The following is a 14,444-nucleotide window of genomic DNA, read 5'->3' as shown; positions in this document are numbered from 1 at the left end:
CACTTACTTTATGCAAACTAAACAATATTGTACTATACAATGTTTCCCATTTAAGTTCAAGTCATTATAGCAAGAAATTCTTTCCTGAAAAAGAACGTCGGCTGAAAACTCTGTGTCTTTTTCGGGTAGAAGGTATGTCTGAAGAAATTTTATCAATCTCGTGACTGAGAAAAAAAGAAACGAAGCAGACAAAATGCTGCTTCGTTCCTAAAAAATTGTCATTCCGTTGAAACAGAGGGATCTGCCTGTTCTTTGACAGGTACCACTTGAAGGAAATGATCCTTCGGATTTGCGAGCAAAAGTTCAAGGGAGGATGCTTCCTCCTCCTGCCCGCTGTCTTTTAGCATACTGACATACTTCCCGAGCATTTCTGAGATGTCCTTGTTCCCTTTTTTAGAAAGTGTTTCAAGAGCAACGTTCGCTCCCTTGGCAATTCGCCGTTTTATAGCGTCTTCAGTTAGCCCCATTTCCGGCTGGAGCCTGAGGTAGACGACTCCGCCTGTCATCCCGGCGCAAATCCATGGTCCAGGATCGCCGAGCACAAGCCCTCTGCCGTTTGTCATATATTCAAAGGCAAAACCTTTGATATTCGAACGCGATCCGATATTACCTTCTTCTTTAACCGGCAACGGCTTTTGGATAAGGCCGCCAATAACCATATCGGCTCCCGACAGGCGGATGCCGGCTCTGGCATCTGCATTTCCCTGTGCGACAAGGAGCCCTTTTTGGGCGCCATAACCAAATCCCTTACCTACAGAGCCATTGTAGTGTTTTCCGTCCTTGCCTCTTGCTTTCAAAATCACGATGTTGCCGCCGAACGATGTTTTTCCAACGCCATCCTGTCCGCCGCCATCCACTTCTATCGTAATTCCCTCAGAATTATAGGCTCCAAGGCCGTTCCCAAGAATCGAACTTTTATAACGGAGCGAGACGGGAGCAAGCTGCCGGTATGAGCCATCAAGGCGTCCGCGGACGCGGTGGCAGGAGACCCGGCTTGCAAGTACGCGCTGTTCGGATGTGACGCTGTTGAACTCTCTTGACTGATGGAGCTCTTCATCCACACCATCGAGGTATTCCGCCCCTGCAGCCATAACCATCGGCATGGCCTCAAGAGAGACAGCAGCTTCCCTTGCCGCCAATTGCTGGATCTCCAGCGGCTTCAGGAGGTACGTTAAATCGAGCAGATCAAATCCTTTTACTTGCTTCAGCAGGTCCGAACGGCCGACGGCATCCTGAAGATTACGTATTCCAGCGGAGGCGGCCAGCTCCTTCAGTTCGTTGCCAAAAGCAGTGAACAGGTTGACAATTCCTTGTACAGCCGTATCAAAATGTCTTGGAACGAAGCGGCGGAGCCCGTGCTCTTTTGCTTTTGCTTCTGAATCGATCTGTGTAGCGATCCCCACATGGCATGTATCAAGATGGCAGCCGCGGCAGGTGGTGCAGCCGATTGCCAGCATGGACAGCGTTCCAAAACCAACGCGGTTTGCGCCAAGCAGCATGACCTTCAGAACGTCAAGCGAGCTTTTCAAACCGCCATCGGCCCACAGTTCCACCGTATCTCGAATGCCTGCTTCAAGCAAGGCATTGTGGGCGGCTTTGACACCGATTTCGACCGGCAGCCCGACATGCTGAAGGGCGTGGATCCTTGCCGCCCCTGTTCCGCCGTCGAATCCGCTCAGCGTAATGATATCCGCGCCAGCCTTAGCGATTCCTACAGCAATCGTGCCGATATTCGGAACCACAGGCACTTTTACGGCCACTTTCGCCTTGTCATTTGCAGTCTTAAGTTCATGGATCATTTGAGCAAGGTCTTCAATTGAATAAATATCATGGTTATTGGATGGTGAAATTAAGTCAGAGCCGATGGTGGCATTCCTGGCCTCAGCAATTTTTGCTGTTACTTTCGAACCTGGTAAGTGGCCGCCTTCTCCCGGTTTGGCACCCTGGCCAATCTTGATTTCAAGCAGGTTCGAAGAATTAAGCAGCTCCGCATTAACCCCGAAACGGCCTGAGGCCACTTGCTGCCCTCGGGTGCGCGGGTACTTGCCGAGCATATCCTTCAGTTCACCGCCCTCACCGTTCATTGACACCATGTTCAGGCGGTCGGCTCCTTCGGCATACGCGCGGAAGGCTGTTTCGTTCTGCGAGCCGAATGACATGGAAGCAATCACAAATGGAAGGCTATGACCGCCCACGGCTATATCGATTTCCTCGGGTGCAAGGGAAGAAGCTGACGTTTTCAATTTTGTAAGATGGCGGATTGTCGTCGGGTTGCTTTCTTCCTGCTCGGAAATTTTTTCCCTGTAAGAGCTGTAATCTCCTGTTGAGGCAACTTCCCCTATTGCCTTCCAAATGCGGGGGAACAGATGGAATGTCTTGCCGATTCGTTCTTTTTCATTCTGATAGTCTGCTGTCCTTGCAGCTGCATCTTCCTTCATCAGCGAAAAATTATAGCCGAGTTCCGGAGCGCCGAAGAAATTGACGATTTGCAGGCAGTCAGCTACTTCACTGTTAAGTCCAATTGCAGAAAACAGACGGCCGTAGCCCCGCAGTTCGTGAATCCCGATTGTAGAAATGACTTTCTCAAGCCCTTTCGTCAGCGCGCTGTAAAGGTTCAGCAGCGGCTTAAAGGAATCATCGAGGACAGTCATGAACATATAGTAAGGGCTGACAAGGTTTGCGCCAAGGCCAAGGAGCGTCATAATATCATGGAGCGACCGGATGGCTGCAGAACGTACTAGCAGGGAGCAGTTTCTCCTAATGCCGACTTTGACAAGCGCGCTGTCCACCATTGATACAACAAGGTGGGGGTCAAGCCAATAATGGCTATCCTGATGGGCTTTAGCGTCGTCAAGAATGATAAGTGACTTTCCGGCAGTGACAGCTGAGACAGCATCGGACGCAATCCTTTCGAGAGCCTCCGGAATCGTTTCATTCGCATTAAAGACAGTCTCGATATGGGCGGTGAGCTTCGACTGCTGGAACAGCTGGACAACCTGGTCGTAGCTTGGCTGGCCGGTAGCATTGCTGCATTCAAATCCTGCTTTTCCTTCAATCAGGAGGGGTGTTGCCAATTCTGCAATCTGTCCTGCTTCGTCTTTTATAAACAGTTCCGGTCGTTTCCCAACAATAATTCTGGTGGAAAAGTGCTCGGTTTCCCGGTCACGGTCGATCGCAGGATTTGTAACAACAGCGACACTTTCCTTAATAAAGTCCGCAATGTTGCGCCGTTCAGGATTCAGGGCTGCTAGCGGTGCATCATGCCCGAGGGAACGGATGGGTTCCACACCTCTTTCAGCCATTTGTTCAACGAGCTGAATATGATCCCGTTCCCAGCCAAAAGATTTATATTGTCCATTATGGATTTTATCAGGGTAATTCATCGTTACTATTTTCTCCAGGGCGGGGGGTGCCAGCCTGAGCCTTGTATTTTCCAGGGAGGCCCTTTGGGAAAATCGATTGAAAACCTCATTTTGAAATTCGTGTTGCTCATATACCTTAATGGTATCCCCATCCCATTTCAGGCCGACTTTTTCTCCTGGAGAAATGGGCTTTGGCTCACCTGTATAGTCAGCGGATTGGACAATCCCCGGCTCGGAAGAAAAGAGATAGGAGTCTTTAATATCAATCATCCATAGAGGGCGGAGGCCAAGTGCGTCAACGCTGAAAACAGCCTCATCCCCGAATCTGGAGATAATTCCGGCAGGCCCTTGGGCGAAGTGTCCCCATGCCTCGCGCATGTAAGTATATAAATCCTGAAGGTGATTAGGGTAGGACTTGATTTCACTGATGATTGGCGGGAACATCAGGTCCATTGCTTCAAACAAAGAGTAGCCATCCCTGCAAATGAAGGTTTCAAGCGTGCGGCTTAAGTCCTGAGAATCACTGCCGTCCTTCACAAGAGGGACTCCGACCATTCGTGCTTCATCCCTCAGCCTGGCAATCGTATTGATTTCACCGTTATGGCCAAGGACGCTGAAGGGCTGTACCCGGAAAAAACTGGACATTGTGTTTGTCGAATAACGGTTATGGCCTAGTGTCATAGTTGAAGTGATAAGCGGGCTCGCAAGGTCATGATAGTATTTTGGCAGAATATCGCCAGCCCCCATTACTTTGTATACCGCATGGTTCTGGCTGAGTGACGCGACATGGACATCGGGATTTTTCTCGAGTTCCACGATTGTGTCAAAGATAGTTTTTGAAAGGTTCAGTGAGGCTTCTTTGCCGGAAAGGCAGGCAAATTGCCAAAATACCGGATTTTCCCGGATGGCAATCGGACCAAGCGCAGAGGAGTCTGTCACTTTGTCTGTCTCAAAAATGATAGCCAGACCATGACGTCCCAGCTTGGCGGATAATTCATTTTTAATAGATTCGCAGTCCTTAGTGCGGGAGATGAACACATGTCCGACAACGAAGTTTTCTTTGTCTGCAACAGAAGCATCGACTCCAGAGTCTGTGAGCTTTTCTTTCCACAGCTCGCGCGGGATATCGATATGGATGCCGACGCCGTCGCCCTCACCGTTAATGAAGCCAGCCCTGTGATTCATCGTCACAAGCCCGTCAATACAGTGGAATATATTTTCTCTTGTTGGAATCTTTCTTTTTTCAATACTTGCTACAATTCCGCAAGCATCGTGTTCCTGCTTGTAAAAATCTTTAAAAAGGGATGGACTGTATTGTTGTGTCATAGTTTCGGCATTTAAAGGAAGTTCCTTTCAGCCGGTTCACCTCCTAAAAGAGTAAATAGGCAATCAATTGCCCGGCAGGAGCCGAGCGGAGGGGCAAAATACATAACAGGCGTTAAGAAGGGAAATTGCTGGTGATTTTGTAGAATAATAAGTAAATTTTATCATAAGAATTTTCAGAAATCAATTAATTATACATTAATTCGGATGAAGAAGGACATCTTTAAAAGGATGGAAATAAAATAAAACCCCTTTAATGTAAACGTTTTCAGGGTGAAATCTAAAAAAACAGAAGCTGGGACAGCCTCTGTTTTGTATAAAATATTGTATATTTATTCATTCATCAATGCATAAAATGCATTATCCACTGCATGGAGCGTTGCCTCAATGTCCTCTTTACTATGTGCGATGGTAACAAACCATGCTTCGTACTTGGAGGGGGCAAGGTTGATTCCTTGTTCAAGCATCAGCTTAAAGAACCGGGCGAACATTTCACCGTCTGTATTTTCTGCCTGCTCATAATTGACGACTTTTTCGGTTGTGAAATAAACGGTCAATGCACCTTTCAATCTGTTGATTGTAATTGGCACACTGTATTTCTGGGCAGAGGCAAGAATCCCTTCTTCAAGCATGCTTCCGAGACGGTCGAGGTATTCGTAAATGCCATCCTGCTTCAGCACCTCGAGGCAGGCGATACCGGCAAGGATTGAGGCAGGATTTCCGGCCATCGTTCCGGCCTGGTAGGCAGGTCCCAATGGCGCGACTTTTTCCATGATTTCTGCCTTTCCGCCGTAAGCGCCGATCGGCAGCCCTCCGCCAATGATTTTTCCCATTGCTGTTAAGTCGGGTTGGATTCCGAGTAAATCCTGGGCGCCGCCGTACATAAAGCGGAAGCCGGTTATGACTTCATCATAGATGACGAGTGCTCCTGCTGCATGTGTTAACTCATTGATTTCCTGCAGGAAACCCGGCTTCGGTTCGACAATCCCGAAATTGCCGACAATCGGCTCGACGAGAACGGCCGCAATTTCGCTGCCCCACTTGTCAAGCGCTTCTCTGAATGGTTCGATATCGTTGAAAGGAACGGTGATCACTTCTTTGGCTATGCTTTTCGGAACGCCTGCCGAATCCGGAGTACCAAGTGTGGCTGGCCCCGATCCAGCTGCTACCAGGACAAGGTCGGAATGGCCATGATAGCAGCCGGCAAACTTGATGATCTTGTCCCTGCCTGTATAGGCGCGGGCAACCCTGATGGTTGTCATGACCGCTTCGGTGCCTGAGTTGACGAACCTAACCTTGTCGAGCCCTGGCATTGCTTCCTTCAGCATTTTGGCAAAAGTAACTTCATGAGCGGTAGGCGTTCCGTAGAGGACACCAGTCTCAGCTGCTTTTTTGATTGCTTCCGTGATATGAGGGTGGGCATGACCTGTAATGATAGGTCCATACGCAGCCAGATAATCGATATACTGGTTGCCGTCCACGTCCCAAAAGTAACCGCCCTGCCCTCTTTCCATGACAGTCGGCGCTCCGCCGCCCACTGCTTTATAGGCGCGTGAAGGACTGTTAACGCCCCCAACAATATGCTTCAATGCTTCGTTATGTATTCTTTCAGAATGTTGTCTTTGCATGGTTAACCTCCTTAGTCTAAATCCTAATCTATTTTATCACATTTTCACGATGGTAAAATTATTGAGGTTCTGCCGTGAGCTAGTGGAGGGAAGTGCCAATGATTTGTATAAACCGAAGGGATTGGATAAACTGTTTTGTTAGAGTAAGAGACTCAACAGGAGGAAATGAAAATGAATGCCATAGAAGTACGCGACCTGAGGAAAGAATTTAAGGCATACTCCAGCCGCTCGGGGCTGAAGGGTGCTTTTAGAGACCTTTTAACAAGGAATTATAAAATTGTCCCTGCGGTTAACGATATTAGCTTTGCTGTAAAACAAGGCGAAATGGTTGGCTATATCGGAGAAAACGGGGCAGGCAAGTCGACTACCATCAAAATGCTAACGGGGATACTGACTCCTACTTCTGGCAGCATCACAGTCAATGGAATGAACCCGCATAAAGAGAGGGAGAAATTCGTCCAGACCATTGGCGTTGTTTTCGGGCAGCGATCCCAGCTGTGGTGGGACATTGCTGTACAGGAATCGTTCAGGCTTTTGAAAAAGGTGTATAAAGTTTCTGATGCCCATTACAACGAGCATATGGACCATGTGATCAAGACGCTTGATATTGAGCCGCTCCTCGACAAACCTGTGCGTAAGCTGTCGCTCGGCCAGAGGATGCGCTGCGAATTGGCAGCCGCCCTTATCCATAATCCGCCGCTCTTGTTCCTTGATGAACCGACGATTGGCCTTGATGTACTGGTAAAACTGAAAATCCGCGACTTCCTTAAGGAAATCAACGAGAAGTACAACACTACGATCTTGCTTACCACTCACGACCTTACGGATATCGAGGCATTATGTGAACGTGTGGTCATGCTCGATGAAGGAAAGGTCATTTACGATGGCAGTTTGAAAAGCATGAAAGAGAATTGGGCCGAGGGAAAAGAAATACAATTTGAATTTCTCGAAAGCGCCGAGCTTACGCAGCTTGAACGCCTTACAGCAGGGATGCAGGTCAAGTGGGAGATTGATGAAAAAAGCCGGATTTTCTCTGCGCTTACCGGCGATGACGATGAACTAGTTTCACAGGTGATTGCTAAGACTGTAGCTTCTCATAAGGTGAAGGATGTCAAGATCAATGAGCCGTCGACGGAGGAAATTATCCGGAACATTTATGAAAGAGGCATGGTGTAATGGCCAAATACATCGAAATGATCCGAATCCGTTTTTTGATGATGCTCGCCTACAGGACAAACTATTACACTGGCATTCTTATTTACAGCATCAATATCGGTGCGTATTACTTCCTTTGGAATGCAATCTACGCCGGGAAAAGTGAAATTGAAGGGCTGTCATCAATTCAAATGACAACGTATGTTGCTGTCGCATGGATGGCGCGGGCTTTCTATTTCAATAATATCGACAGGGAAATGGCGATGGAAATAAAAGAAGGGAAGGTTGCTGTCGAGCTGATCCGCCCGTATAGCTACCTTATGATGAAAACGATGCAGGGACTTGGGGAAGGCATCTTCCGGCTGTTCTTCTTTTCATTTCCGGGAATGCTGATTGTCAGCTTGATTTTCCCACTGGAGTTTTCCGCCGATGCCAATACATGGGGATTGTTCGCGGTATCCATTCTGTTAAGCTTCATGATCAATACCCAACTCAATCTTTTGACAGGCATAACAACTTTCTTTCTATATAACAATACTGGACTGATAAGGGCTAAAAGAGTGATCATTGAACTGTTTTCGGGGCTTTTGCTCCCGATTTCTTTCTTTCCTGGCTGGGCGCAGTCAGTCATGAATTATCTCCCTTTTCAGGGGATTAGCTATATTCCAAGCATGATTTTTACAAATGGATTTACCGGTGGGGAAGCTTTGCACGGCATTCTTATCCAGGCTATCTGGGTGATTGTGCTGATTGTGCCGATCCGGGTTCTGTGGCTGCTTGCGAAAAAACAGCTGGTCATTCAAGGAGGGTGACGAATGTTTTATTTTACGATGTTTTTTCAATATATTGGCCAATACATGAAAACGAGGCTGGAATATAGGGCTGACCTTGTTGTCGAGATAGTATCGGACCTATTGTCACAAGCCATCAACCTGATTTTCATCCTTGTTGTTTTCGGGCATACCGATTTCCTGAACGGATGGACAAGGGAAGAAATCATTTTTATTTATGGTTTTTTCCTTGTTCCGTATGCTTTGTTCACTTCATTTTTTAATATTTGGGATTTTAATGAGCGGTATATCGTCAAAGGCGAGCTTGACAGGATTTTGACCCGGCCGGTCCACAGCCTTTTCCAGGTTATCCTTGAGCGGATGGAGCTGGAATCGTTGTTTGGCGCCGTAACGGGGCTGGCAGTCATGTTTTATTCAGGAAGCCGGCTGGGCCTTGAGGTCAACTGGTATGACCCTCTGCTGTTTGCTTTGTTCGTGCTCGGCGGTGTGCTTGTGTATGCCGGGATCTTTATCATGATTGCCTGCATTTCGTTTTGGGCTGATGCCAGGACCTCCATCATGCCTATGATGTACAATATCGGCAATTATGGCCGCTATCCTGTTGATATTTACAATAAGGTGATCCGCTTTGTCCTGACATGGGTTCTTCCGTTTGCCTTTGTCGGCGTATACCCGGCAGCCTTCTTTCTCGGGCGCAAGGAATGGTACTTTTATTCATTCCTGACACCTTTGATTGGACTGGTGTTCTTCGGGGTGTCCGTCATGCTCTGGAACAAAGGGGTCAAGAAATACAGCGGTGCCGGCAATTGATTAATGGACGGCGCTGAACGGGCGCTTTCGCTTTTCATTGTCTAGTTATAGCGCCCAGCGCCTAGTGGACTTCGCCCACCTCCCTACGACGAAGCACAGGATGTGTGAGTAAGGCGTTGCGCACAGGACGTGCGCGTTCTTAGCGTTATAAGTCAACATCGATTCGCTAGCGCTCAACGTGTTTCCTTTATCTCAGTCATTAAAAGGCGAGGCGACTGTCCAGCCCCGACAAGCATAAGATGGACTGCGGCGTGGCGTAGTTTGCCACAAAGCAGTACAGCTTATGACCTCGAGGGGCTAGGAGCCGCAGCTAGATTCGGTATGCTCCAGTCCATACGCCGCTGACCGGTCGCTTTCGCTTTTCATTGTCCTACGCTTGTCTGCATAGAGCTTCCATCAAAAGCGTATAGATGGAATGAGCTATAGGAAAAGAGGCTGGGGAGATGTTGAGCTACCTTCTGATATCCGTCATAATCCTTTGTATTATCATGAGCCTGAGGACATTGTTCATTCCAAACCGGATTAAAGGAAAAAAAATATCGTTTGAGAATTTCGTGGTTTTGACCTGTATCTATGCAACGGTGATGATTGGCTTTGGGCTGATTTATTTTTTAATTGAAGAAAGGGGGGTAACTCTTCTGCTTGAAGGCCCCCAAGTTAAGAGCGTTACAGCTTTGAGCAAACTCGCAACAAGCCTTTACTTCAGCGCAGTCACCTTATTTTCCGTTGGCTATGGAGACATCGCTCCCGTAGGGATAGGGCGCCTGATCGCGGTAGTGGAGGCTTTGATTGGCTATACGATCCCGGCCGCTTTTGTTGCCAGAACAGTGATTGATCGGGAAGGCTGAATGTACGAATCAAGTGCATATGCGCGATTATTTGTTTTTTGAAGAAAAAGAAGGTAGGCTAACATCAAAAGGGTTAAGTGGAGGGATTTTTATGTCTTTGACAATAGGTGAAAGAGCTCCGGAATTTGAGCTTCCGGCAAGTAATGGAAAGACTGTTAAGCCTTCCGATTTTGAAGGGCAAAATATTGTGCTTTATTTTTACCCGAAAGATATGACGCCTGGCTGTACTACGGAGGCGTGCGACTTCCGGGATCGGCAGGTGGATTTTGCTGGTGCTGAAGCAGTTATCCTTGGAGTAAGTCCCGATCCAATAGCGCGCCACGAGAAATTCATCGAAAAGCATGGGCTGCCATTCCTCCTTCTTTCAGATGAGGAAAACAAGGCTGCGGAAGCATACGGTGTCTGGAAGCTTAAGAAGAATTTCGGCAAGGAGTATATGGGGATTGAACGCTCCACCTTCATTATTGACAAAGAAGGCATTCTCAAAAAAGAGTATCGAAAAGTAAAAGTGAAGGATCATGTTGAGGAAGCATTAAGCTTTATAAAAGAGAACCTGTAGGATTCAAGATGTCAGCCCTGAAAATGTATTCTGGTTGAAACGAAAGCCTATTTTACTGTAAAAAAGGCTTTTGTCCATTCATAATAGAGGGAATTGAATATGTTGTATTAGGGCATACCTCCTCAGATAGTTTGACGGACCGAAATTGGTCCGTCTTTTTTTCTTTAAGTCCTGTAATTTGTGCAATACATAGAAAATTTAATAAAATGGTCGCATGCGTTCAAACAAGGAGTGGGGATTTTGAATATTACCTTTTCGTTGCTTCCGTCAGAACATCTCCAGAAAAAAATTCAATCTGAGTTCCCAGGAGTGTCTTTCCATTTCTCAAAGGGAATCGATCATGCTAAAGAAGCTTTCATGGATTCTGAAGTGTTTGTCACATTTGGGGAGGATCTGACTCCTGAATGGATTATAAATGCTCCAAAGCTAAAATGGATCATGGTCATGTCGGCAGGCTTGGAGAAAATGCCCTTTAAAGAGTGCAGGGAGAGAGGGATCCTGGTGACGAATGTCAAGGGAATCCATAAAATTCCGATGGCTGAATTTACGATCGGCACGATGCTGCAGCACGTTAAATCCATGAGACAGCTCTGGGAAAACGAAGCCATAGACTTATGGGATCGGAAAGTGCCGATGGGAGAGCTTCACGGAAAGACAGTCTTAATTCTTGGTGCCGGTGCCATAGGCGGGGAAATTGCCAGACTGGCAAAGGCATTTGGGATGAACACGTTCGGCGTGAACCGAAGCGGGAGGCCTGCTGAGTATATGGATAAGATTTTTACTGTTAACCATTTTCATGACAGCATTCCGGAGGCTGATTTTCTTGTTTCAGTACTTCCGAGTACAAAAGAAACCCAATATTTGCTGACAGGAAGGGAAATTGGCTTGATGAAGAAGGAGGCCGCATTTATTAATATTGGCCGCGGTGATGTCATTAATGAAGACGTTCTCCATGATGCATTGAAGAATGGTACGATTAGTCATGCATACCTTGATGTATTTGAAGAAGAGCCTCTGCCAAAAGGTCACGCTTTCTGGATGATGGAGAATGTGACGGTCACCCCACATTTATCAGGGATTACGAAAAAATATCTCCCGCGCGCTTTTGAAATTTTTGAACGGAATTTGAATAAATATGTTAACAAAGAAACGGATTTTGAGAATACAGTCAATCTTGAAAGGGGCTATTAAGGTGAAAATTTATACAAAGTCAGGGGACAAAGGGACGACTTCATTGATTTACGGGGTAAGAGTCAATAAGAATGATCTCAGGGTTGAAGCTTACGGTACATGTGATGAGGCGAATTCAATGATCGGACTTGCGATGAGCCGGCTCAATTCTGAAGTCTTTCCAGGCAAAGCTGACATTCAGTCGTTTTTTCACAAGATACAAACGATTCTTTTCCACGTAGGGGCTGAGCTTGCAACACCGCCAGGTAAAGAGGTTAAATGGCAGCTAAGCGGAGAAAATATTGAGGAGCTTGAGAACATGATCGATAAATGGGACGCCGAACTGCCTCCACTGACTAATTTCATTCTTCCGGGAGGCCATGAAGCCGGCGCGGCGCTTCATGTAGCCAGGACGATTGCAAGAAGGGCTGAAAGGAGCGCTGTGGCTATCGGAGATGTGAACCCGCTGGTACTTTCCTATCTTAATCGTCTATCTGATTTGCTGTTTGTGGCTGCCCGCTATGTCAACTTCAAATTGAAAGCGCAAGAGCACACACTTCATCAGGAATAGCATTTGTTCATACAAGCGTCAAGAGTTTGCTGATTCAATACATTGACAAAAGCAGGATAAAGTGAGTACACTATTTATAAACATTATAAAGTAAGAATTATAAAAAGGATGAGAGGTGCATGGCGATGGTAGAAACTCAGTTGAAGGAAGCCCTCGATGCCCTGAAGGTCACAGGAGTCCGCATTACGCCGCAGCGTCATGCGATACTTGAATTTTTAATAAACTCAATGTCACACCCGACCGCTGATGAAATTTATAAAGCGCTTGAAGGAAAGTTTCCAAACATGAGTGTGGCAACAGTTTACAATAATTTACGAGTATTTCGTGAGGTTGGCCTTGTCAAGGAATTGACATACGGAGACGCGTCGAGCAGGTTCGACTTCGTGACTACAGAGCATTATCATGTAATTTGTGAGGATTGCGGCAAAATTGTCGACTTCCATTATCCCGGTCTCGACGAAGTGGAACAGTTCGCTTCACATGTGACGGGTTTCAAGGTTGGGAACCACAGGATGGAAATCTACGGTACCTGCCCGGAATGTTCAGGAAAAGAAATGCACTAAAAAACCGATAGCTATTGCTGTCGGCTTTCTTTTTTTTCGGATTTAGAATACATGGAACTTTTTTCTCTTCCAAATAAAAAAAACCGGCATCCTTGCCGGGCTTTTTTATTTGCTTCTCTTTCGGTTATACTTTTCATCAAATTCTTTTCCTTCAAGATTCTGATCCAAAGTTAATGGTTCATTGCAATACATACACATATCGACACGCCCGAGCATTTTTGTCGCTTTGCCACAGTTAGGACAGACAACCTGGATGGTTTTTGTCGAAAGCATCCCAATCCAGAAATAAACCCCTGTGCTTGCAATGATGCACAAAAGACCAATCAGCATGAAAATCATCATGACCACCGGTGAATTACGGAAGAAAATACCGCCATACATCACGATGAAGCCAATGAAAATCAAGCTTAGGGCAAATGTTCGTATTTTATTTATTTTACTTGAGTACTTTGCCATGGTTTTCCCTCCCTAGAGAATAACTTTATCATATCATTTCAAAATAAATAAATCACAGAAAAACAGCCTGGCAAATTGTCCTCAGGTTTTTGCAGGACTTTCACTAAAGTTGTCGAAAATTTAACTCTATAAAAAAATTGGGGGAATTTCAGTATGGAGGATATCCTTCGCCCTATATACCAGGAAAGAGCAAGCCAACCAAATACCATTGGCGTGCTCATCATTGAAAAAAAGCAAAAAGTCTTTCCGACAACTGACACGTTTGAAGCTGTCTTGATGATTATCGTAAAAGAAGCCGAGCAGCCTGTTTTCATTAAGCATTATGCTTATCGGGACAAAAAGGCATCTATGTACACCGTGACAGAAGCACAGCTTCAGGAGTGGCTGCTCCTCGGAAGCAACAGGAAAATATTTGACTGGCTATATAATGGGAAAGTCATGTTTGACAGGAATGAGTATATTGCGAACATGAGGCATGAACTCAGGGAATTTCCTTTCTACGGAAGGAAAATAAAAATCGGTATTGAATTTTCAAGGCTCATCCGCAGATATATTGACGGGAAAGCATTTTTTGATCAGCTTCAATATTTGGATGCCTATAACCATGTTGTTCATTCGCTTCATCATCTAGCTAGGCTTGCCGTGATTGAAAACGGGTTTCATCCGGAAGTGACGGTATGGCAGCAAGTGAAACAAATCGAACCTGAAATTTACAAGCTTTATGAGGAATTGGTATGCAGCAGTGAAACTTTGGAGAAAAGACTTGAACTGCTTTTCCTGGCAAGCGAGTTTCTGATTCGCTCAAGGACACAAATCGGTTCGGCGCATTTATTGGATGTACTGCATAAGAAGGATCATTGGTCTTTCAATGAAATGATGGAACACAAGGAATTGATTCCGTATTCTGTTGATCTTGGGATTCTGGTTGAATATTTAATTGAACAGAAGTTGATTGAAACAGTGCTAATGGAGACAAAAGGACAAGGGCTTTTTCATCGTTACTACAGGGTGACAGAAAAGTTATCCTAAAAAAACGAAAAAAGTATTGACGTTTTCTTTCTTGCTTGGTATATTAATAACCGTCGCTGCGAAACAAAGTAGAAACAAACAATTTCGCGGCTGACGGAGCTTCAAAAAAAGGTGTTGACAACAAAAACACCAGATGTTATATTAATAAAGTCGCTTCGGCGGCAAGCTAACTAAATTGC

Annotated in this window: 12 protein-coding genes; 9 read left to right on the top strand and 3 right to left on the bottom strand. The window is 46.0% G+C overall.

Translation table 11 applies throughout. The features are described from left to right. Positions 1–218: 218 nt before the first annotated feature. On the bottom strand, positions 219–4,688 hold the full coding sequence (locus tag D1970_RS12620) for a glutamate synthase-related protein (protein WP_119113234.1): 4,470 nt from the start codon (positions 4,686–4,688) through the stop codon (positions 219–221). Between the two features lie 329 nt (positions 4,689–5,017). Beyond that, positions 5,018–6,313: a glutamate-1-semialdehyde 2,1-aminomutase gene (locus D1970_RS12615; protein WP_119113233.1), complete on the bottom strand. Its 1,296-nt coding sequence runs from the start codon at positions 6,311–6,313 to the stop codon at positions 5,018–5,020. Between the two features lie 171 nt (positions 6,314–6,484). Between D1970_RS12615 and D1970_RS12610 the strand changes: the two genes are divergently transcribed. From D1970_RS12610 to perR, 8 genes are all read left to right on the top strand, one after another. Next, positions 6,485–7,489 carry an ABC transporter ATP-binding protein gene (locus D1970_RS12610; RefSeq protein WP_119113232.1) on the top strand — a complete coding sequence of 335 codons (1,005 nt, stop codon included), beginning with the start codon at positions 6,485–6,487 and terminating at the stop codon, positions 7,487–7,489. Beyond that, positions 7,489–8,280: an ABC transporter permease gene (locus D1970_RS12605; RefSeq protein WP_119113231.1), complete on the top strand. Its 792-nt coding sequence runs from the start codon at positions 7,489–7,491 to the stop codon at positions 8,278–8,280. Before D1970_RS12610 ends, D1970_RS12605 begins: the two co-directional genes overlap by 1 nt. Before the next feature lie 3 nt (positions 8,281–8,283). Further along, the gene (locus D1970_RS12600; protein WP_119113230.1) at positions 8,284–9,069 is read left to right on the top strand and encodes an ABC transporter permease; all 786 of its coding nucleotides are present in this window, start codon (positions 8,284–8,286) and stop codon (positions 9,067–9,069) included. Between the two features lie 443 nt (positions 9,070–9,512). After that, positions 9,513–9,917: a potassium channel family protein gene (locus D1970_RS12595; RefSeq protein WP_119113229.1), complete on the top strand. Its 405-nt coding sequence runs from the start codon at positions 9,513–9,515 to the stop codon at positions 9,915–9,917. A gap of 91 nt (positions 9,918–10,008) precedes the next feature. Beyond that, positions 10,009–10,476, top strand: a complete 468-nt coding sequence (gene bcp, locus D1970_RS12590) for a thioredoxin-dependent thiol peroxidase (protein ID WP_119113228.1) — start codon at positions 10,009–10,011, stop codon at positions 10,474–10,476. Positions 10,477–10,707: 231 nt separating this feature from the next. Next, positions 10,708–11,667 (top strand): D-2-hydroxyacid dehydrogenase, encoded by a 960-nt coding sequence (locus D1970_RS12585; protein ID WP_310648620.1) that lies wholly within the window; start codon positions 10,708–10,710, stop codon positions 11,665–11,667. 1 nt (position 11,668) lies between these two features. Beyond that, on the top strand, positions 11,669–12,217 hold the full coding sequence (locus D1970_RS12580; RefSeq protein ID WP_119113226.1) for a cob(I)yrinic acid a,c-diamide adenosyltransferase: 549 nt from the start codon (positions 11,669–11,671) through the stop codon (positions 12,215–12,217). Positions 12,218–12,342: 125 nt separating this feature from the next. Continuing rightward, positions 12,343–12,780 carry a peroxide-responsive transcriptional repressor PerR gene (gene perR, locus D1970_RS12575; RefSeq protein WP_181213346.1) on the top strand — a complete coding sequence of 146 codons (438 nt, stop codon included), beginning with the start codon at positions 12,343–12,345 and terminating at the stop codon, positions 12,778–12,780. 105 nt (positions 12,781–12,885) lie between these two features. Here the strand turns inward: perR and D1970_RS12570 are convergent, their stop codons facing one another. Next, positions 12,886–13,236 carry a YgzB family protein gene (locus tag D1970_RS12570; protein ID WP_119113224.1) on the bottom strand — a complete coding sequence of 117 codons (351 nt, stop codon included), beginning with the start codon at positions 13,234–13,236 and terminating at the stop codon, positions 12,886–12,888. 153 nt (positions 13,237–13,389) lie between these two features. On the opposite strand from D1970_RS12570, the gene D1970_RS12565 reads away from it, so the two are divergent. Continuing rightward, a complete protein-coding gene (locus D1970_RS12565) occupies positions 13,390–14,265 on the top strand; it encodes a nucleotidyltransferase-like protein (protein WP_119113223.1) in 876 nt (291 codons plus the stop codon). The last annotated feature ends 179 nt before the right edge of the window (positions 14,266–14,444 follow it).

Source organism: Mesobacillus zeae, from assembly GCF_003570705.1.
Lineage (GTDB): Bacteria > Bacillota > Bacilli > Bacillales > Cytobacillaceae > Mesobacillus_C > Mesobacillus_C zeae.
Note: the sequence above shows the minus strand (reverse complement) of the source record. Positions and strands in the feature narration are given on the sequence as shown.